The organism is Nocardia sp. (assembly GCF_025465275.1).
Taxonomy (GTDB): Bacteria; Actinomycetota; Actinomycetes; order Mycobacteriales; family Mycobacteriaceae; genus Nocardia.
Window position 1 is genome coordinate 20,559 of sequence record NZ_JAODNK010000034.1, and the last position, 20,322, is coordinate 40,880.

Genomic DNA, 20,322 nt, shown 5'->3' on the forward strand with positions numbered 1-20,322 from the left:
CGTTTGTCGATACAGTCGCGGGGTGGGGAATGAGTGTCTGATCTGTGAAAAGCATCGCGGCATAGGCCGCTTGGTCGGCCCGGTGATCTACGCCGATGATTTGGTGATAGTGACGCACCGTCCACTCTCCGAGGGTGTGCCGATGCCCGGCTACTTGTTCGTCGAAACCGTCCGTCACGCACCGACCTTGGCTGATCTGAGCGATGCCGAGGGTGCTTCAACCGGGTGGGCGGTTCGCCGTGCGGCATACGCGCTGCGCACCGAACTGTCCCCTGATTACGTGTTCTCGGCGATCGCGGGACGCAGCGTCGCGCACTTCCATCAGCATGTGTTTGTCCGCCCCGCAGGCACTCCCGACACCGTGAGCTGGTTCTGCTCCTGGAGCGATGGGCCGCATGTCGATGAATCAATGTTGGCCGTGCTGTGCGAACGGCTCGCCGCACATTTCACGCAGATCGAGGTGCCGCTCTAGTTGTGGCCGGTTCGAACAGCGCGCTACGCCGGCGGTAGCGGACGGCCCGCTCACAGATCGGGTATGCCGTTTCGGCGCGCCCATGCACGGACTGTAGGTGGGGCGTAGAGCCACCGCTGTTCGTCTTCCAGCTCGGCCTGCGCAGCGGCAATCACCTCGGGTCGGACACCACGAGCAACCAAGGTGTCGTGGGCTTGTACCCAAGTCAGGTTCCACATACGCGCCATCGGTGAGCCTCCGCGAAACATCGGGATATCCGCCTCGGCCTGAACATCGACGAGCCCGAGTGCCTCCAGCTGCGCAGGCAAGTTCCGGGCCCACGATTGACTCGCGCCCGCGATTTCGGTCGAGCGTGCGAAGGCGCGCCAGACTTCACCGAATGCACCTGGCATTTCATCGAGTACACCGAGCCCATCGCCTTCTTCGAGCAGGAGAACGCCGCCGGGTGTCAGTGCTCGGGCCAATCGCTCCAAAACGATGTCTCTGTCGGCAATGTGCAGCAGTACGAATCTGGTGTGGACGAAATCGAATGCGCGTTCAGGGATGTCGTCGGCGACAAGGTCGAGCTGGGCGACTTCGCCACCGCGGCCGGGTAGATCGGTGAGGTGACGCGGGTCGGCATCAACCGCGAGCACTCGACCGTCGGGCAGTGCGGCACTACACAGCCATCGTGCGAAGGACCCGCCGCCTGCTCCGGCTTCCAGGCACCGCCATCCCGCACGCACACCGAGCCGTTGCGCGAGCGCGATACTTCCTGAGTCATAGGCCGCGCCGAGCAGGGCAAGGCGTTCGTCAGCGAAATCCCATTCGTTCGGCAGCGTGTAGTGCGGGTCACCCGGCGAGGAAATTGATGAAGACCAGCTCATCCCCAGACGCTAAGCCCGGCGTCATGAGCCGAAGGCTGGTTTGCCGGTCTACTCCGGTGCCAAGTGATCGAATCCACACTGCTAGAACAACTTCGAACGAGGGCTTCGGAACTTCCGCTCATCGGCATGACAGGACATCGAAGTTCTCGTCCGGTGTGGCCACGAACTGCAGCCGACGGACAGCGGTGGCGTCGCGAAGTGGGCCCTGTCAGCCGGTCCTACTACAGTGGCCGCGACAAACGATGATGATGGGGCGGCCAAATATGGGTTACGACATCAGCTTTCATCCGCCCAGCCATACCTGGGCTGAACCCTCCCATTGAGTTGCAATTCGAAACCAATACCTCCTATGTTGGATTGGTTTCATTTTGCTACTCTTTGGAGGTGCGATGACGGGGGTTACACGACCGCAGCGGTTGGTGTTGGCGTCGGTTAGTGCCGTGGCGGTGTCCACGATCTATGCGATTCAGCCTGTCTTGGGGGCGGCGGGTGCTGACCTGGGGTTGTCGACGGAGTCGCTGGGATGGCTGGTTGCGGCTGGGCAGATCGGCTACTTCGCCGGGCTGATTTTGCTTGTGCCGCTTGGTGATCTGCTGAATCGGCGGCGGCTGATCGGCGGGCTGCTGGCGCTGACCGCGATGGGGGCCGCGATTACGGCCGTCGCACCGAACGGCTCGGTCGCGGTGGTGGGGCTTGCGGTCGCGGGGGCGTTCGCGGTTGTTGTGCAGGTGGCTGTCGCCTATGTCGCTGCGATGTCTCCGGCCGGTGAGCGGGGGCGCAATATCGGTGCTGTCACCTCGGGTGTGGTGATGGGAATCCTTGGTGTGCGCGTTATCGCGGGGGTGCTCGGTGACACGGTTGGCTGGCGGGCCGTCTACGTCTTGCTCGCCGTGCTGTGCGTGGCGCTCGCCTTGATTGCCCAGGTGGGCCTGCATCCGGACGTTAGAAGATCCGGCGATCGGTACGGGCAGATTCTGAGGTCCATGGCACTGCTCGTGACCACGGATCGGCTGTTCCTGAGCCGGGGGCTGATCGCCTTCTTTGTCTTCGCGTCCTTCGGAACCCTCTGGAGCGGCCTTGCGCTTCCGCTCGGCGCCGCACCCTGGTCCTTCGGCAGTACAGTGATCGGACTCTTCGGATTGGCCGGGCTCGCAGGAACTCTCGGGGCCGGCCGGGCGGGCAGGTGGGCCGATGCCGGCCGCGCCCAGGCGATCAGCGGTTGGGCGCTGTTGATACTCGCTGCGTCCTGGCTGCTCATCGCTTGGACCGGACCAACTCTGGCGCTGCTCATTGTCGGCGTCATCGTGCTCGACTTCGCCGTTCAAGCTGTGCACGTCAGTAGCCAGCACCTGCTGACCACCGCGCACCCCGACCGCGCCAGCAGCGTCATCGGCGCGTACATGGCGTTCTACTCCCTCGGGTCTGCCCTCGGAGCGGTCACGACCGCTTGGGCGTACAGCTCGTGGGGATGGTGGGCTTCCTGCTTGTTCGGTGGGTTCTATGCCTTGTCCGGCTTGGTCGTGTGGGGGCTGACCCAGCCTGTAGACACCTCGCACAGAAACGATTGCTTGACGCCCGGCTAGGTATCTCCCTAATCTGCAAGGAGGACACAGGGTTACGGAGGTGGGGATGCAGGCAGGCAGTGTTCTGTGGCCGGAACCGTCAGCTGGGATCGGGGTGGTGATCGTCGATAACGACACCTTGACTGATCTCAATATCGATCAGGCGATTGCTGCGGTGCTCCGGGATGGGGACGAGTACGAGCTCGAGGCGTTGTTTCGCCGGCCGGTGCGCGATCGGGACACGGTGCGGTACCGCCAGGAAGTGTTCGGCGACTTCGGAAATGACGCGGTACGCGCCGTATTCGTGGAGTTCGCCGCAGGGATGCGGCGCGTGCGGCGACGTCTGGCCGGATCGGCTCGGCTGACGCATGCACTGCAGAAACAGCGGTGGCTGCTCGACGCGGCTGCGGCTTACATCATGGCGATCACGCGGATGGCCGAGGCGATATCCGGGCTGCCGCTGTCGTCGCGGGCGTTGCAGCGCTGGCGCGATTTCGTGGAGTTCTACACTCACGGTTCGGATTTCGGCAGTCTTGTCGGCGACGTGCGAGATGTGCAGCGAGCGCTGGCCACCGTTCGCTACGGCATCCGGATCGTCGACAACACCATCGAGGTGGGTGCCGTTGACGAGGAAACGGATTTCAGCACAGCGATTGCGGATCTGTTTGCGCGCTTCGGGTCCGGCGCTCCTCCCCCACTTCGGCCCGAAGCGGAATGGGCCGATATGAATCAGATGGAGGAGCAGATTCTCGATCGTGTTGTAGCCATGCAACCAGATACTTTCGGGCGGCTCGCTCAGTTCGCCGGGCGGCACCAGCAGTTCACCGATTCGGGAGTGGTGGCGTTCGACCGGGAGATTCATTTCTATCTGCTGTATCTCGACTTCGTCAGGAGCGTCACCGGCGACGGCCGGACTATGTGCCTGCCGCAGGTGGTAATTCAGCCCGATGAGGTTCGCGCCGAACATGCCTTCGACCTGGCGCTGGCCGGCCGACGAAGTCACGCGGAACAGCCAATGGTGTGCAACGATTTTCAGCTGTCGGAAACAGAGCGGGTTCTGGTGGTGACCGGCCCGAACCAAGGCGGGAAGACCACGTTTGCGCGGATGTTCGGTCAGCTCGTCTATTTCGCCGCACTCGGTTGCCCGGTTCCGGCACGTTCGGCCCGCCTGTCCCTACCGGATCGGTTGTGCTCGCATTTCGAACGAGCGGAACAGGCCGCCGATTCCGACGGCCGGCTCTTGGCCGAACTCGAACGGATGCGAGACACACTCGAACAGGCCACTCCCGACAGCGTGATCATCTTGAACGAAAGCTTCAGCTCGACAAGCACTGTCGACGGCATGCAGATCGGATTCGAGGTCCTCGATCAGATCATCGCGCGCGGCTCGATTGCCCTGTGGGTGACCTTCTTCGACGAACTCGCCCACGCGGGACCAGCGACGGTCAGCATGGTCGCCGCCACCGACTCGGACGACCCGTCACAGCGAACATTTCGGATCGTACGCAGACCGGCCGACGGGAATGCCCACGCTGTGGTGCTCGCCGAGCGATACGGCCTGACGTACGACCTCGTCACGGCGAGGTTCGCGCAATGAGAGTAAATCTGCTGCATCCGGCCAACGGGGTTCCGCGCGTCGCCGTCAACGGTGATCGCGCATTCGGCGACCTGGGAATGGAATCGCTGTATGCCGCAATGGCAGCCGATGACCAGATCGTGCTGGAGTCGGTCCGGACGATCCTTCCTGCGACGGTTGTCGATCCCGAGGTAATTCGCCATCGACAGGCGGTACTGGCCGACTGCTGCGCCCATCCGGCGGTGATACGGAAGCTTTTCGAGATCTCCGTCGAGCCGACCCGAATTCAGCGCTGGCCGGTCGGCGTCGGCCGCCGATCAGGCGGCAAACTCATGCTTGCGCTGCAACCACTCACCGACCTCATCACCTGCCTCCGACGCCTGCGCGCCCTGTGTGAACAGCACGCGGCGCTGTTCAGCTCGCCCGGACTGAGCGATCTGATGACGACGGTCATCGAGCGGTTCGACGATGACTATCTCGACGCCGTCGAAGCGACGCTGGCCACACTGTATTTCGAGCACGGCGTGCATATCGGCGCGGGACTCGGGACCGGCAATAAGATTACGAATATCGTGCTGCGCGAGCCGATTCGGCCACGGCGCGGCCGGTTCGGACTGGACCGGCGCTCCGGCCGAGCCTTCGAGCCCATCGAGGATCCTGAAGCCAGGTCGAACCCCGGCCTGAACCCCGTCAAGCAGCTGAAAGACCGAGCGCTCATCGATGTCGCGGAAGTCGTGAGTTATGCCGCCGACCACGTTCACGACTTTTTTCTACGGCTGCGCACCGAATTAGCCTTCTACATCGGTTGTCTCAACCTGCGCGATCGATTGACGCAGGTGGGACTACCGACCTGCCTTCCGGCCATTCATGCAGCCGGCACCCCGAGACTTCGATGCACCGGACTGCGCGACATCACCTTGTCCTTGGCCGCCGATCGGGCAGTCATCGGAAACGACGTGGATGCCGATACGCGCTCACTGCTCGTCGTGACCGGCGCGAACAACGGCGGCAAGTCCACGTTCCTGCGCAGCCTCGGCGCGGCGCAATTGATGATGCAATGCGGCATGTTCGTCATTGCCGACAGCTTCGAATCCGATATCCGCGACGGCGTTTTCACCCATTTCGTCACCGATGAAGACCGCACCATGGCGCACGGCAAACTCGTCGACGAACTGGTAAGAATGCGCAGCATCGTCGACCGGATCGGCCCGAATTCCCTGCTGCTCTGCAATGAATCGTTCGCATCGACCAGCGAACGCGACGCCTCCCGGATAGCGGCCCCACTCATCGACGCCCTCGTCGATGCCGGCGTAAAGATCGTCTTCGTCACCCACCTGTACGAGTTCGCACACCAGCGCGATCAAGCCACACATTCGACAGACCTTTTCCTGCGCGCCGGACATCTCCCCAACGGCAGCCGCACCTTCCACATCACGCCGGGGACGCCCGAACCCGGCAGTCACGCCGACGAGATATTCCGGCAGGTATTCGACAGAGCCGGGGGTTCGCGTCAACCGGGATGAGCACCAGGTGCGGGGGTTTCGGGGAGCCACAGCAGGATTCGGGTTTGAACGGGATGCGCGGTGGCTAAGGCGTGCGTGTCGTGCCGTGGTGGCTCTCGCCGGAGTTACCGCCCGGGCACGAAATCTGCGCTGTGGGAAGAGGTGTTGGAACAATGGCCGGGATCATGGCAGTCATGCTCGGCGTGGCGGCGGCGGCATTGGTTCCCGCGGGAGCTGCGACCGCGAACTACGGACCGAACTACCCCGACCCGGGATCCGGGTCGCTGAACAGCGGCTGCATCATGCTGTGCAACCCACCTCCGGCGGCGAACGTCCTGCCCGAACGAAGTTGGCCCGGCGGCTGCATCATGCTGTGCGACAACGGATCCAGCTGGAGTATTCCACTGAATCAGGGTCCGTTCGAGGCACCGTTCGGTGCCACGAGCTAAGACGGGCAGCCGCCGGAGTCGAAGCCCGCCGGGCGCGGCAATTTCAGTTCTGCCGGACGCTGGTCAATTGGTGAAATGCACTGGCGATCTGGTCGATTCGCGCTTCTTCCAGGTCGGGGCGGGGGTAGGTGTGGCGGAAGATCGCCTCGCCGTCGAACATGTGGAGCAGGGAGGTGGTCACGAGGCGGGCCACGTCCGGGGAGACATCGGGGCTCAGGGTGGCCACCGCGACTTCCTCGACCTCGCGCATCAGGCCGCGGAGGACGGGTTCCAGGCGGGCGCGCAACTCCGGTTCGGTGCGGGCGGCCACCAGCAGTTCCAGCCAGACCACATTGGTGGTGTTGCGGATCTCGCGGCGAATGAAGTGCATGAGCGCCGCGAGATCGACCGGGTGACCGGTGCTCTCGGGTAGGCGGAGGTCCGCGACCGCGACCATGTGCCGGCGCCGGACCTCGTCCGCGGCGGCCACCACCAGGTCGGTCCGGGATTCGAAGTGCCGGAAGATGGCGGCCTTGGAAACCCCGGCGCGGCTGCTGATCTCGCCCAGGGAGGTGTTGTGGTAGCCGATCTCGGCGATGGCCTCGATGGTGGCGTCCACAAGTTTGGTGATGGTGGCGGCGCGGCGCTCGGCCTGAGTTCGTCGCGCGGTCGTCAATTAGCCTCCAGCTCGCAGGAATCGGCCGGTCCGGCCGGTGCCCAGGACCTCGGCGGGCACCCCGTCACCGAAGACGTACTGGCCACCGATGAACACGGCCGACACGGCTTTGTCATTGCGATTGACCATACGTGGCAGGTTTCCGTAGGTGGGCACAGGGCATTCGGCGTACGCCTCGAGCGAATGGTCCAGGCCGGCCGGATCGACGATGAGCACGTCGGCGCGATCGCCTTCGCGGAGGTATCCGGCGTCGAGGCCGTACCAGTCGGCGAGTTCACCGGAGACCCGGCGCACCGCCTGCTCCAGCGTGAGGAACGGCTTTCCGGCCTGTTCCGCGCGCTGCACCCGCCGCAGGAACCGCAGGCCGAAGTTGTAGAAAGCCATATTGCGCAGGTGCGCGCCGGCATCCGAGAACCCCAGCTGCACCCCGGGATGGGCGCTGAGTTTGTTGAGCATCTCGGGACGATGGTTGGAAATCGTGGTGCGCCAGCGCAATTTGATGCCGTGTTCCACCACGAGATCGAGGAATGCGTCGACCGGGTGCAGACCACCGCGCGCGACACCCACCTGCCCGAAGGTCTTGCCGATGACACTCGCATCAGGGCAGTCCACGATCTCGGCATCGAAGAAATCCCGATGCCAGACCCGGATCCCGAACTTCGAGTCGTAATCCTTGCGGAATCGCCTGCGGTAGGCCTCATCTCGCATCAGGGCATTGCGCTCCACCTGGTCGGCCAGATGCAGTGCGGCCGCGCCCGAACCGAACTCCTCGAAGATGACCAGATCGATGCCGTCGGCATACACCTCGAACGGAATCGGCAGATGCTGCCAGCGGAAGTCGCCGCCCAGCCCGTTCACCACCCGGGTGATCGCGCCCATCAGGTGCACCAGCAGCGGATTCGCTTTGAGGTCGGCCGCCGAGATCAGGGTGGTCTTCAGCTGTTGCCGGAACAGGCCCACACTGCTGAACGTCATCGCGGCGATACTGCGCGGTGAGGTGACGTCGGGGCCGCCCTGCAACACTCGCCCGCGCCGCCGCAGAATCGCATTGAGCCGCCGCCGTTCCCGCGCACGGGCGTAGGTCGAGGGCAGTGTGCGCGAGCGGGCGACCTCACCGTCGAGTTTGTCGAACAGCAACTGCTGGGCCGACATCCCGACGAACCCCGCGTCCAGCGCCTCGGTGAGCGCGGCTTCCATCGCCGCCTGCTCGGATGCGGTGGGCCGTACCTCCTTGCGGGTGGCGCGATCCAGCCCCATGAGCGCGGTCCGAATATCCGAATGACCGATCATCGCGCCGAGATTGGGCCCCAACGGCAGCTCTTCGAGAGCATCGACGTACTCGCGTGCCGACTTCCAGGTCTTCCCCTCGACGGCTGCGATCACGTGCTGCCGTGGAATCGCCTCGACCCGGCCGAACAGATCACCCGCGTCGGTCGCGTCGGCATGCACCGTCGACAGCGAACACGACCCCAGAATCACCGTCGTAATCCCGTGCCGCACAGACTCGGTCAGCCCCGGGGCCTGCAATACCTCGATGTCGTAATGGGTGTGGATGTCGATCATCCCCGGCATCACCCACTTGCCCGCGGCATCAACAACATTCGGGCAATCGGTCTCGTCGAGCGGCTCCGCGGAAACCGCGACAACGCGATCTCCACTCACACCGAGATGGCGGATGGCAGAAGGGGATCCGGCGCCGTCGAACCAGCGGCCGCCCTTGATGATCGTGTCGTAGCCCACACCCAACATTGCAACCGATCGGTCACTAACTGTCAAGGCCCGGTCACTTCAGTGCCGTATACTACTTGCTGGTTGTACAACCACGATGGTATCTTTCTGGCATGGAAGCGACTTTGCGTGCACTCGCCGAGCCGAATCGCAGGCATATCGTCGAACTGCTGCGAGATGGTCCCCGCTCTGTCAATGAGATCGTGGAGCGGCTGGAACTGAAGCAGCAGCTGGTGTCCAAACATCTGCAATCGCTGCGGGACGCAGGGCTTGTCAAGATGCAGCCGATTGCCCAGCGGCGTGTTTACGCCCTCCGCGCTGAGCCTTTCCGGGAACTCGATGCCTGGCTGGAAAGCGTCAGACATGTGTGGGAGGAACAACTCGATGACTTCGACAAGTACCTGCAGGTCATGAAGGAGGAAGCGGGTGAACATGGACCTCGACCGGAAAACCAGGATTACGAAGGACGCGCGTAATCGGGAAATCACCATCGAGCGCGTGCTGCACGCGCCGAGGGCTCTGGTATGGAACGGCCTGACAAGTCCGGCGCATATCGCGCGCTGGTGGGGTCCACGAGGGTGGACGACCACCGTCTATCAGATGGACGTTCGCCCCGGCGGCCTGTGGCACTACTGCATGCGGCCCGATGACCAGGAGGAAGAGGTCTGGGGCCGCGCTGTCTATCGCAATATCGAGAAGCCTTCCCAGCTCACCTATGTCGAATCGTTCTCCGATGCCGACGGAAACATAGTCGGGCACAGTCAGCGAACGGTTACCGTGCGACTTCTCGATCACGGCGAAAACACGCAGATGCTCGTGCGTACGCAATTCACCACGGATGAGGAGATGGAATCCATGGCGAAGCTCGGCATGGCCGAAGGCTTCAGCATGACACTCGATCGATTCGATGAATTGCTGACAAGCCACAAGGCGAAAGGATCTACGACATGAGCACCGAATCGTCAACTGTGACATCGAAAGATGGCACACGCATCACATTCGAGCAGTCCGGTGCCGGTCCAGTACTCATTATCGTGTCCGCTGCGCTGGCGGATCATTCGGGCACCACAAAGCTGGCGAAATTGCTGACAGGGAATTTTACGGTCGTCAACTACGATCGCCGTGGTCGCGGAGACAGCGGCGACACCCAGCCGTACGCGACCGAGCGCGAGATAGAAGACATCGCAGCGCTGATCGACGCTTCGGGCGGCCGTGCTTTCCTCTTCGGCAGCTCGTCCGGAGCGGTCCTCGCACTCGACGCGACCGCCGAACTCGGCGCACGAGTCGGTGGTGTCCTCCTGTACGAACCACCGTTCATCATCGACAGCAGCCGACCGCCGGTGCCGGAGGGACTCGCCGAGGAGGCCGAACAGTCGGTCTCGGCAGATCGCCGGAATGACGCGGTCAAACTCTTCTTCACCAAAGGCATGGGAATGCCGGCATTCGCGGTCACGATGATGCGGCTGTTCATGCCCGGATGGTCCAAGATGGCTGCTATCGCCCACACCCTTCCCTACGACCTGGCAATCGTCGCGGGCACACAATCCGGCAAACCCCTGCCCGTCGAGCGGTGGGCAGGGGTGGAAGCCCCGATCCTGGTGGCGGTGGGCAGCAAGAGCCCGGCCTTCTTCCATGACGGCGCCAAGTCCCTTGCGGAATCCCTCCCCCGGACCACATATCGATCGCTGACCGGCGACAGCCACGCCTCGGTAATGATGCGCCCCAAAGGCATTGCCGCCACAGCCAGTGAATTCTTCCTGGATGGACTGCAATGACCACGAACGAAACCGACGGCATGCCGGACCTTCCGGTGCCCGACCCGGATCTCCGAGTCATGAACAGGATGGTCGGCACCTGGACGGTGAGCGGCGGCGCCGAAGGAACGATCACCTTCGAATGGATGGAAGGCGGATTCTTCCTGATGCAGCGCGTCGATCTCCAGCAAAACGGGCTGAGCATCAAGGGAATTGAGATCATCGGCCACCTGAGATCCTTCGGAGAGCAGCCGACCGAGGAAATACGATCCCGCTACTACGACACGATGGGCAACACCTTCGACTACGTCTACGAGCTGACCGGCGACGATATCACCATCTGGGCAGGCGAAAAGGACTCCGGGACATATTATCTCGGCACATTCACCGATGACGACACGATGATTGGCGAGTGGTTCTATCCCGATGGCGGCGGCTACCGGGTAACCGGAATGAGACTTGCCCTCTGAACAGGACTTCAGACTTATCGGATCCTCGCTTCCTGCACCGACTCTCGGCGACCACGTACACCGCTGCCGAGCGGTCGAGATACCTCGAGGCACACGCGGATTGGTGGCTGCGCGGTGGATCGGCCCGGGAGTTGGCAGACTGGCGGGCATGACATTGCTGGGGAGTTGTCCGTTTCAGGCTGGGATCCATGCTGTTGATGAGCTTCATGAGGACCTCCGGACCCGTGGAGCCGGGGTGCATCAGGCGGAGTTGCCGGACGGTTCGCCGGTGTGGGTGGTGACCGGGTACGAGGCGGTGACTCGCTTGCTTGCGGACCCGCGCATGTCGGCGGCGAAGGCGGACAGCACGACCGGGTATCGCGGGAAGAAGTTGCCGCCGGCGTTGGATGCCAATCTGCTGAATATGGATGGCGAGGAGCATCGGCGGATCCGCAAACTTGCTGCCGAGGCGTTCGCGCCGCGCAATCATGTCGCGCACGAAAAAATGGTGGTGGAGGCCGTTTCCGAGTTGGTCACCGCACTGCCCGCCAACGGGGAAATCGACTTCATGGACGGGTTGTGTGAACCGCTGCCCGCGCGGGTGACGGGGGCGCTGCTGGGTTTGCCGCGCGAGCAGTTGGGGGCGTTCCGGGATGCGTCCTCGCTGCTGCTACGCCTGGACTCCTCCCCCGACAGCGAGGAAACCCACAAGTCGATGACAACTCTGCTGGGGCTGCTGTCCGGTGTCATCGCCGACAAACGCCGCGCACCCGGCGACGATCTGCTCTCGGCCTGGATCGCCACCCGCGATGGCGAGGACAGGCTCACCGAGAACGAGCTCATGAGCCTCGCGTTCATCACCATCGTCGGTGGATTCGAGAACACCATCAGCGTGACCGCGTTCGCGCTCGACGAACTTGTCCGCAATCACCAGGCGCACGCACGCGAAATCCTCGACCGGCCGGACGAATTCGCGAAGCTGATCCGGCAGTTGATCCATGAGGGTTCGCCGATGAACTACTCGCTGCGCCGCTTCCCCACCGCCGACCTCGAGGTCAACGGCGTGACCATCCCGCGCGGGCACACGGTGTTTCTGTCGCTGCGGTCGGCGCACCTCGATCCCGCCGGAGTCGGGAAGGCGGATCTGGTGTTCGGGTACGGCCGTCACTACTGCCTGGGTGCGAAACTTGCCGAATTGCAAGCTCAGCATGCGGCACGCGCTGTCCTGCACCGGTATCCGCACCTGGGCGTGATCGGTCCGCGAGCGGACTACCGGCTGCGCTCGAGCTGGTTGACCTACGCCTTGGCCGAATTGCGAATGATCGCAGCCTGATCCGGGGCGGCCATGATGGCTTGCCAAGGCGCCGAGTCGAAGATGAGGGTGATCGCGGTAATGGAACCGTCGTCGAGCCGGAAATGCTCTGCGGTGCGCTGGATTCCGACCGGCGAGTTGGTGTGCAGGTCGTAGATCAGCACCGCGTCGGTGTCGCTGTACAACGCGCTGATCATGTCGATGTGGTCGATGATCTGGACGAGTTGTTCGATACCCGCGAGATGGCCTGTCGGGCTGTCGGATTCGATGAAGGGGCTGCGGAAGGAGAAGCCGGGCGCGAGTTGTTCGGCGGCGGCCGGAATATCGGCCCGGAAGCGCGCCCGGTGGTAAGCCTCGACGGCTTGCTGGGTCGGTGAGGTGGTCGTCATCGTGTCTCCTGCGTAGCCGGTCTATGGAGTCGAGGGCTGAGTGCCGTTGAGGTACTGCTCGATTGCGCGCTGGTTGTCGACGACTCGCAGGCACAGGTGACGCAACTGCGCGAGTTCCTCCGGCGTGAATCCGGCGAAGATCGCCGACATCGCCCGGTCGGTCGGCTGCCGGAAGGACTCCAGCCACGCGTGCCCGGCCGCGGTGATCCTGACGCGCACCGCGCGGCGATCGTGTGGATCCGGAACACGCTCGGCCAGACCGTTGCCCGCGAGGGTGTCGACCAATCCGGTGACATTGCGCGAACTCACTCCGCACACGCGAGCCAGATCTCCGATGCTCAAGTCATGATGGGAAACCTTGAGCCGACCGAGCACATCCAATGCGCCGGTGCTCAGCCCGCGACCGCCCGCGCCTTTGGAGCGCAGGCGGTCGACGGCCTGCCAGGCCGAACGAAGTGCCGCAGCCGCTTCCAGCGAGCCGATCTCGCTGTCTGTTGCCAGTATCTGCATGGATTTCCGGACGCCGGGGTCGTACAGCAGGCCGTCCGCATCGCTCGCTGTTCGCTCAGGAATTTTATGTACGTCATTCATTATGAATGACTACGCTAAGTTCCCGAGCGGGCAACGGCAAGCCCGCGAACGCCGTTGCCTCCTCGAAACCCGGTCGGCTGCAGGTCAGTTGACGAGCGCCGTGTAAATCCGGTTGTTGGGGTCGAGCTGAGTGCGGATCGTGTCCAGGCGGTCGAAGTTGTCTCCGAAATAGCGGTCGACCGGATCACCGGGCTCGAGGTAGTTCACATAGGCACCCGACGTGGCGGATTTGATCAACTGATGGGCTTCGAGAACCCACGCGCGTGCTATGTCTGTCGGGGTGGGTTCATAGCAGCCCCACTCCACCATCGCGGCGTGATTGCGCCACGGGAACGCAGCGTCGGCGGTGGTTGTGTCGCGGATCGCACCGTCGAGCGTGTTGATCTGCACCCACCCGGTATTGCCGTCCCGGGAGAACATGGTGATCGCCTCGATGATCACCGCGATCACATCGGAGGACAGCTCCTTGACGATGTCGGAACCGTTGTTGAAGCTCGCGCGGGGTTCGGTATCGCTGCCACCGGCCAGGTAGGTGACTGCATCCATATGGGACAGCGTGCGAGCGTCCACCGTCAGTGGCAACATCTTCATCGTGCCGGCCAGCGCCGCACCGGCGAGAGCACCCGCACCGGCGGGACAGACCAATTGCACCCAGCAGCGCAGCCCGCCGTGACCATCGGCGTCCACGCTGATATCGGCCCACTGCTCATGGTCGGCGCCGCGCACCCACTCCGCCCAGCCCGCAATGGCCTGCGCGGCAAGTTCCCCGGGAAAAGTCAGCGCCACAACATCTTTGGCAGTCGCCTCACAGGTATTGAAGGTGAAGGAGGTGACCACGCCGAGGAAGTGGCCGCCACCCCGCAATGCCCAGAACAGATCCGGGCGGGAAGTCGCCGACACCTCGGTCACCGTGCCGTCGGGCAATACCAGCGTGGCCGCGCTGATCCGATCACAGGTCATGCCGTACCGGCGCGACTCGAACCCCAGACCGCCGCCCAGTGCGAGTCCGCCGACACCGACCGACGGGCACATACCGGCCGGAATCGTCTGTCCGTACTGGTCGAGTTCCCGATACACCTCGCTCAAAGTGAGCGCGGGCGCGACCACCGCCGACCCATCGTGGTAATCGACACCCGTCAGCCCGCGCAGGTCGATGATCATCACCCCGGTCGCCGAAGAGACCCCCGCGTACGAATGTCCACCGGAACGGGCAGCCAGGCGCAGCTTGTTCTGCGCCGCGAACGTCACCGCCGCCGCAACATCGTCGACGTTCGCCACCTGCACAACCGCGGTGGGCGTCTCATCGTCGAACCGAGTGTTGAAGATCTGCTTGGCCATCCCGTAATCCGCATCGTCGGCACGCACCACGCGGCCCTCGATGTGGTTCTGCAACTCATCCCAATCCGCTGCGGCGGCCAACTCGGCCGACGACGGTGAAGGGTCGGCATGCGCAGGCAACTCGCTGGCAGATGCCCAACCAGCCACTGCGATCCCGAGTGCTCCGCGCAGAAACATGCTGCGTGAAATGGCGATATCGGTGGTATCTATCGCTCGGCTCCTATCCCTCATCTGGTACGACCTCCCCACGTTACTGGTTGGTGCAGTACAAGATCGGTCCTTCGGTCCGGCCACCGGCGCAGGACCGCAACGGATCTCGTACTTACCAATAGTCGCCCCGCGACCGGGCCGCACACCCTTCTCACAGGCAATTAACAGGGCTTTACCGGATTCCGTTCACTGTGACTTCAAGGGGTTACTTTTGGGCCGACTCGAGTTGCTATGGGTGTGCTGTCCGAACACTTGGAGTACATCAGCGCCGAATCAATCGAGGGACAAGTTATGGCACGGAATTCGTATCGGTTTGCTGCGGGCCTGGCCGCGCTCGGGCTCGCCGCCCTGGCCGCGCCGGTCGCGCATGCGGAACCCGCGCCGCTCAACGGGCTGTTCGCGCTCTCCTCGGGGGTCTGCGCGAACGGGGTCGTCACCGGGAGCTTCTTCCGGATGATCCTGCCCACCGGCGATGCGAACGGGCCGTACCTGCAGAACAGTGATTCGCGGTGCAGCGATCAAACGGTGACTCCACTGTCCGCGGGCAGCGACGGCGGACTGGTCAGCGGTAGTTATCAGCCACAACCCGCGGCGGCATTCGACGGAGCGGGCAATGCGGTGTCGGGACGGGTCACCACACCGGTGCGGTTCTACGGCGTCGACTTCGCGACGGCCACCAATTCGACCGACCCGCAGACCGGAACGGGCGCCGGACTGCCGCAGATCTACAGCGACGGCGGGCACCTCTCGGGTGATTTGAGCAGCCTCGGCGTCACCTGGAACAACCAGCTGTTCAATCAAGGATCGCCGAAGCCCGGTGGCGGACTGCCGGGCAAGACCAGCCCGATCAGCGGAAGCATCGACGGGGCAGGCAATTTCGTCATCGAATGGACCAGTCAGATCGTCGGCGGGCCGTTCAACAACTTCACCGGACTGTGGCATCTGGCGGGGCAGTATCGGGGTGGCGGGTTGCAGGCCGCGCCCGCAACGGCCACGATCGCACCGGCCGCACCGCAGGGAGCAGCACCGCAGGCCGTAGCGCCGGCGCAAGCCGCTGTTCCGGCACAGCAGCCGGCCAATGCCGCACCCGCGCCGGTCGATGCCCAGGGCGCCGAGCCCGCATCGCTCCTCCGGACCGCGCAGGCCAATCCGGCCCCCCTCGCCCAGAGCGTGGAAATTCCACGCAATCAGCGCAATTCATGGCTGATACCGGTGCTGTTCGTGGTTGCCGTGGTCGGTACCGCCGCGTTCTTCAGCGCCGGACGCCTCGCAAGGATCCGGATCCGGCGATGACCACCGCACCACCCTCGTCCGCACTGCCCGCGTACGGCGAATTCGTCTCCACCATCGAACGCGCGCCCGACCGGGTGGCAGCCCGCTGGCCGTTCGTCGTGCTGATCGTGCTGGGCGCGCTGCTGGTGGCCGCACCGCTGATGACCGGCATGTTTCCCCGGGCGATCAAGGGCGAAGCCATGATCGACGCCTTCCATCCTTATATCGCCTCGAAGAGCATTCAGGACTATCGGGATGATCTGCGCGTACTCGACGACGCCCGCACGAACGTCCTCGCGATTCAGGCGAACGGTGGACAGCCCGGCAATTTCCAGTACGTCGACAAGTTCGTCCAGGACTATCCGAGCATTCATGCCAACCTGTCCGGGATGGTCGACTCGATCGACGCCAATCAGGACAACTACCGGAAGCTTTCCAGCACAGCACCTTTCGGGGTGTTGCCCTGGTTGCTCGCGCTGCCCGGCGTGGTGCTGATCGCGGCGGGCGGCTTCGGGCTGCAGGCCGCACGGAACGGCAAGCGCGGTGTGGTCTGGCACGGGGCAGCGACCTTGGCCGGGTTGGCCTTGCTCGCGGTTCCGCTCACCGGTGGCCTGTTCCAGGCCGCTCCGGCGGCGCAGCCGCTCGTCAATGACTTCCGGCCGATTCTCACGCACGACGAAGTCCGCACGGTGCAAGGCTATTTCGTCACCATGGTCGCCGCGGACGGGGAGCTCAACAGTCGCTATGTGAGTGCGCTGAAGACGGCCCGGCCGGAGGCCGATCGCACCGGCATCACGGCGCTCGAGGCGCGCTGGCAGCCAATGACCGCACGGTTCGCCGCGCTGGTCGGCGTACTGAACGACAATGTCGGCAATTTCGATGCGGTTGTCGCACTCAATGATTCGACCGAGCCGCTTGGCATCACGGCCTTTCGCGGCCTCGGCTGGGGCTTTGTGATTCCCGGATTCCTCGCCCTGGCGGTCGCTGCCGCGGGGCTGCGGCCGGCACTGATCGGTTCTCGCCGCGGCGGTTCCAGGGGAGGTACCTCCAAGTGAGGATTTTCGGACGCACTACCGGCCGCGCATTCACGGTCGTGCTGGCCGCCACCGCGGTGCTCGCAACCGGTTGCGGGAGCGACGATTCCGCGAAGACCACGAGCGGACCGGAGCAGCTCGCCGGACTGCTGCGCTTCACCCCCGGCGCGGCGAACGGTAGCGCCGTCACCGGCACCTGGTTCCGCATGGTGCAGCCGGGCGGGACACCCGAGAACGGGCCGTACATGCCCAATGGCGATTCGCCAGCACAGGGCGGCTCGACCACACTGCTGGAACCGGGAACGGCGGGCGGACTGCGCGTCGGCGGTTATCAGAGTGAGCCCAATCCCAGTTTCGCGCAGGGCAATTCGCTGGCGGCCTCCATCACCAAGCCGACCAAGTTCTTCGCCGTGGAATTCGGCACCTCCACCAATGCGGTCGATCCGCAGACCCAGCGCGCGGTGCCGCCGCCGACCGTGACCGACAACAACGGGAAGCTCACCGCCGATCTGTCCGCGTGGGCCGCGTCCTGGAACGATCAGGAATTCAATCAGGGTGCACCCAAGCCGCCGGAGAAGCAGGGCGCACAGGTCGCCGGCGCCGAACAGGTGCAGAAGGCCTGGGATTGGGTCGCCCAGCGATGGTTCGACCGGCCGAGTCCCGATGCCGCCCAAGGACCTTCGGCGACCGGCACCTACGACCCGAAGACCCGCGCCTTCACGCTCCAGTGGACCAGCCTCATCGTCGGGGGTCCGTTCAACGGCTTCACCGGCGTCTGGCATCTGGCAGGCGTTTACGAACCCGACGCCGCGGGTTCCCCCGCGACAACACCGAGGAGTACCGGCCGATGACTTCCGCCGAAAAGAATCGCCGACCGGCGGTGGTCGCGGCCATCCGTGCCATCGCCGCCCTGACCGTGGTCGGCAGTGCCGCCGCGGTCACCACTTTGACGGTTCACGCCGATGACCACGCCACAACGACCGTGGTTGCGAAGGAACAGTCGACGACCACAACGTCGGCAGCTTCGAGCACGGTGGAAGTAGCACCCGCGCCGCTCGCCGACGGTGCCGCTGCTCCCGGTACGGTAACGCCCGGAGCCGCGAATGCCGCTGTCCCCCTGGGCCAGGCGCCGAATGCCGCCGTGCCGATCGGTCAGGGCACAGGCCCGAGCGCTGCTGTTCCGCTGAGCCAGGGTGGAGCTCCGAGTGCTTCGGTGCCACTTGGTCAAGGAACCGCTCCGAACGCCTCCGTACCGCTGGGCGGGGGCACATCACCTAATGCGTCCGTGCCGCTGAATCAGGTTCCCGGACAGGATGGTTCGATACCGCTCGCCGCGGGCAACCCGTTCTCCACCAGACCCGTCGAAACCCAGCCGGCCTGCCCACTGGGCTGGCCCGCACCGAAGCAACAGGGCGGGCTGGCGTCGCTGATCGGCCTGGCTCCCCTGGCCGGGCCGTTCTCCTCGGAGGCGTTCGCACTCGGCTCGGTATATCAGCCGATTCTGCAGCTGGCGGGGCCGGTGCTGGCCGAGATCGCGCCGATCATCACCCAGAATCAGCCGCTGATCGATCCGATCATCGCCAATGTGCAGGCCGTGGAAGCCGTTGTCCTGCAGGCAATCCTGCCCTACTACGGCCCCTACCGCGCGCAGCTCATCGCCGCCGAAGGCGACTTCGCCAAGTCCCTCGCCCCGATCCTCGACCACGCCTACAACAGCGAGGCCGCCTCCTGCCTCGTCGCCTGGCAGGGCCAGATCATCGATCAGGCCAAGGGTGGCCACATCACCGTCGCCTCCCTGGCCCACCCGGGCACCGTCGTCGAACTGGGCCCGGAGGACTGAGCGTCTGTCTATCCCTGTTCAGGAGAAGGGGATTCCCCCAAAAGGTCGGCGATCGTGGCCTCCAGCCAGGCACGGTCGGCACGGCTGGTGACTCCGGCGAGGGTGAGCATGCCCTTGCGGAATCGGTCGTTCATCTCGGTGGCGCGCACGGGCTTGCCGTCCGCGTAGAAGTAGCTGGCCGGCCCGTCCATGAACTCCAGCCGGCGCTGCAGGACCCGGGCCTGGTCGGCCGGATCGGGCAGACGGCTGAGGAAGGCGAGCAGCACGAGGAACGAGTTGCGGTCGGTGATCTCGACTTCGGCCGGCTCGCGAAGCCTGCGGAGCAACTCGGCATGGCCTGCGGCGGTGAGCGAAAGCACCTGCCGCGGAGTGGCTCCGCGACCCGGTTCCTCCTGCCGGTCCAGCAGCCCGGCATTGCGCAGCCGATTCAGTGCGGGGTAGAGCGCCCCGTCGCTGACCGGGCGGACATGGCCCGACAAACCCGAGATACGGGCGCGGAGCTCATAGGCATGCAGCGGCTCCTCCGCGAGGAATCCCAGAACGCTCAAGGTCAGCACCTCGTCACCCTACCAAGTTGTGCTCACTAATAGTGTTGACTCTAATCGAGTGCCTCGATTAGAGTCACTGCCATGACAACGTTCATCCTGATTCCCGGCGCCTGGCGCGGCGGGTGGTACTACGAGCCCATCGTCGAAACCCTTCGGAGCCAAGGACACTCGGCCTTCCCCGTGACACTCACAGGTCTGGGCGATCGAGCCCACCTACGCACCTCGACCACCAATCTGGACACCCACATTCAGGATGTGGTGAGCCTGATCGAGGCCGAAGACATCCACGACGCCGTGCTCCTCGGGCACAGCTACTCCGGGATGGTCATCACCGGAGTGGCGGACCGCCTCCCCGGGCGCATCCGGCGGCTGATCTACAGCGACTCCTACGTCCCTGTCGACGGCGAGTCCTGCTTCGAACTGACGAGTCAGGGCTTCCGGGAGCTGTTCATCCAGGGGGCACGGGGCGACGGTTACAGCGTCGAGCCGCCGCCGGGCCCGGATACCCGGCGAACCCCGCACCCGCTCGGATCGTTTCTTCAGAAGATCCGGCTCACCGGCCCACCGAAGGTCGACCGCAAGGACTACATCTACTTGAGCGGCTGGGCGGGAACGCCTTTCACCGAGCTCTACGAACGACTTCGCCATGACCCCGACTGGCACGTGCACACCCTGCCGACGGCACACAACATAGTCGCCGAAGCCCCCGAAGCTCTCCTGCGGATCCTGCTGGAGGAATAATCCGATGCGTCGAATTCGCCTCGGAGGACTGGGC

Annotated in this window: 22 protein-coding genes; 15 read left to right on the plus strand and 7 right to left on the minus strand. The window is 64.4% G+C overall.

The genetic code is table 11. From position 1 onward, the window contains the following. Positions 1–22: 22 nt before the first annotated feature. The gene (locus tag JWN03_RS08465) at positions 23–472 is read left to right on the plus strand and encodes an HIT family protein (protein WP_297612221.1); all 450 of its coding nucleotides are present in this window, start codon (positions 23–25) and stop codon (positions 470–472) included. Between the two features lie 50 nt (positions 473–522). On the opposite strand, the gene JWN03_RS08470 is transcribed toward JWN03_RS08465, so the two are convergent. Then, on the minus strand, positions 523–1,338 hold the full coding sequence (locus JWN03_RS08470) for a class I SAM-dependent methyltransferase (RefSeq protein WP_297612224.1): 816 nt from the start codon (positions 1,336–1,338) through the stop codon (positions 523–525). Positions 1,339–1,727: 389 nt separating this feature from the next. Here JWN03_RS08470 and JWN03_RS08475 point away from each other — a divergent pair, with 389 nt between their 5' ends. The 4 genes from JWN03_RS08475 (at position 1,728) to JWN03_RS08490 (ending at position 6,427) form a co-directional block, all read left to right on the plus strand. Next, complete coding sequence (locus tag JWN03_RS08475; protein WP_297612227.1) at positions 1,728–2,921, plus strand: MFS transporter; 1,194 nt, start codon at positions 1,728–1,730, stop codon at positions 2,919–2,921. Between the two features lie 97 nt (positions 2,922–3,018). Further along, the gene (locus JWN03_RS08480; protein ID WP_297612230.1) at positions 3,019–4,497 is read left to right on the plus strand and encodes a MutS-related protein; all 1,479 of its coding nucleotides are present in this window, start codon (positions 3,019–3,021) and stop codon (positions 4,495–4,497) included. Further along, positions 4,494–5,999, plus strand: coding sequence for a MutS-related protein (locus JWN03_RS08485; protein WP_297612233.1), 1,506 nt, complete (start codon positions 4,494–4,496; stop codon positions 5,997–5,999). Before JWN03_RS08480 ends, JWN03_RS08485 begins: the two co-directional genes overlap by 4 nt. A gap of 152 nt (positions 6,000–6,151) precedes the next feature. After that, positions 6,152–6,427 carry a hypothetical protein gene (locus JWN03_RS08490; RefSeq protein ID WP_297612236.1) on the plus strand — a complete coding sequence of 92 codons (276 nt, stop codon included), beginning with the start codon at positions 6,152–6,154 and terminating at the stop codon, positions 6,425–6,427. Between the two features lie 43 nt (positions 6,428–6,470). Here JWN03_RS08490 and JWN03_RS08495 read toward each other — a convergent pair whose 3' ends face one another. Continuing rightward, positions 6,471–7,082, minus strand: a complete 612-nt coding sequence (locus JWN03_RS08495) for a TetR/AcrR family transcriptional regulator (RefSeq protein WP_297612239.1) — start codon at positions 7,080–7,082, stop codon at positions 6,471–6,473. Then, entirely contained in the window at positions 7,083–8,822 is a 1,740-nt protein-coding gene (locus JWN03_RS08500; RefSeq protein ID WP_297612241.1) for an N-acyl-D-amino-acid deacylase family protein, read from the minus strand. A 101-nt stretch (positions 8,823–8,923) separates the two neighbouring features. Between JWN03_RS08500 and JWN03_RS08505 the strand changes: the two genes are divergently transcribed. The 5 genes from JWN03_RS08505 (at position 8,924) to JWN03_RS08525 (ending at position 12,346) form a co-directional block, all read left to right on the plus strand. Further along, positions 8,924–9,286: an ArsR/SmtB family transcription factor gene (locus JWN03_RS08505; RefSeq protein ID WP_297612243.1), complete on the plus strand. Its 363-nt coding sequence runs from the start codon at positions 8,924–8,926 to the stop codon at positions 9,284–9,286. After that, the gene (locus tag JWN03_RS08510; RefSeq protein WP_297612468.1) at positions 9,243–9,761 is read left to right on the plus strand and encodes an SRPBCC family protein; all 519 of its coding nucleotides are present in this window, start codon (positions 9,243–9,245) and stop codon (positions 9,759–9,761) included. The genes JWN03_RS08505 and JWN03_RS08510 overlap by 44 nt, the downstream gene beginning before the upstream one ends. Next, complete coding sequence (locus JWN03_RS08515; RefSeq protein ID WP_297612245.1) at positions 9,758–10,585, plus strand: alpha/beta fold hydrolase; 828 nt, start codon at positions 9,758–9,760, stop codon at positions 10,583–10,585. Before JWN03_RS08510 ends, JWN03_RS08515 begins: the two co-directional genes overlap by 4 nt. Then, a complete protein-coding gene (locus JWN03_RS08520; RefSeq protein ID WP_297612247.1) occupies positions 10,582–11,034 on the plus strand; it encodes a hypothetical protein in 453 nt (150 codons plus the stop codon). Before JWN03_RS08515 ends, JWN03_RS08520 begins: the two co-directional genes overlap by 4 nt. Positions 11,035–11,269: 235 nt before the next feature. Next, positions 11,270–12,346, plus strand: a complete 1,077-nt coding sequence (locus JWN03_RS08525) for a cytochrome P450 (protein WP_297612250.1) — start codon at positions 11,270–11,272, stop codon at positions 12,344–12,346. Here JWN03_RS08525 and JWN03_RS08530 read toward each other — a convergent pair. The 3 genes from JWN03_RS08530 to JWN03_RS08540 all read right to left on the minus strand — a co-directional run bounded on the left by JWN03_RS08530 (position 12,310) and on the right by JWN03_RS08540 (position 14,874). Beyond that, entirely contained in the window at positions 12,310–12,714 is a 405-nt protein-coding gene (locus tag JWN03_RS08530) for a nuclear transport factor 2 family protein (RefSeq protein ID WP_297612253.1), read from the minus strand. The genes JWN03_RS08525 and JWN03_RS08530 overlap by 37 nt on opposite strands. A 21-nt stretch (positions 12,715–12,735) precedes the next feature. Next, positions 12,736–13,305, minus strand: coding sequence for a MarR family winged helix-turn-helix transcriptional regulator (locus JWN03_RS08535; protein WP_297612257.1), 570 nt, complete (start codon positions 13,303–13,305; stop codon positions 12,736–12,738). Between the two features lie 84 nt (positions 13,306–13,389). Beyond that, on the minus strand, positions 13,390–14,874 hold the full coding sequence (locus JWN03_RS08540) for an FAD-dependent oxidoreductase (protein WP_297612259.1): 1,485 nt from the start codon (positions 14,872–14,874) through the stop codon (positions 13,390–13,392). Positions 14,875–15,144: 270 nt separating this feature from the next. Between JWN03_RS08540 and JWN03_RS08545 the strand changes: the two genes are divergently transcribed. From JWN03_RS08545 to JWN03_RS08560, 4 genes are read left to right on the plus strand one after another with little or no spacing between them, the layout of a single operon-like run. Then, the gene (locus JWN03_RS08545; protein ID WP_297612261.1) at positions 15,145–16,146 is read left to right on the plus strand and encodes a hypothetical protein; all 1,002 of its coding nucleotides are present in this window, start codon (positions 15,145–15,147) and stop codon (positions 16,144–16,146) included. After that, positions 16,143–17,180: a hypothetical protein gene (locus JWN03_RS08550; protein WP_297612263.1), complete on the plus strand. Its 1,038-nt coding sequence runs from the start codon at positions 16,143–16,145 to the stop codon at positions 17,178–17,180. The genes JWN03_RS08545 and JWN03_RS08550 overlap by 4 nt, the downstream gene beginning before the upstream one ends. After that, positions 17,177–18,010: a hypothetical protein gene (locus JWN03_RS08555; RefSeq protein WP_297612265.1), complete on the plus strand. Its 834-nt coding sequence runs from the start codon at positions 17,177–17,179 to the stop codon at positions 18,008–18,010. Before JWN03_RS08550 ends, JWN03_RS08555 begins: the two co-directional genes overlap by 4 nt. After that, positions 18,007–18,999, plus strand: a complete 993-nt coding sequence (locus tag JWN03_RS08560) for a hypothetical protein (protein ID WP_297612268.1) — start codon at positions 18,007–18,009, stop codon at positions 18,997–18,999. Before JWN03_RS08555 ends, JWN03_RS08560 begins: the two co-directional genes overlap by 4 nt. 8 nt (positions 19,000–19,007) lie before the next feature. Here the strand turns inward: JWN03_RS08560 and JWN03_RS08565 are convergent, their stop codons facing one another. Then, a complete protein-coding gene (locus JWN03_RS08565; RefSeq protein ID WP_297612271.1) occupies positions 19,008–19,556 on the minus strand; it encodes a PadR family transcriptional regulator in 549 nt (182 codons plus the stop codon). Between the two features lie 72 nt (positions 19,557–19,628). On the opposite strand from JWN03_RS08565, the gene JWN03_RS08570 reads away from it, so the two are divergent. After that, positions 19,629–20,288: an alpha/beta fold hydrolase gene (locus JWN03_RS08570; RefSeq protein ID WP_297612274.1), complete on the plus strand. Its 660-nt coding sequence runs from the start codon at positions 19,629–19,631 to the stop codon at positions 20,286–20,288. Positions 20,289–20,322 lie beyond the last annotated feature (34 nt).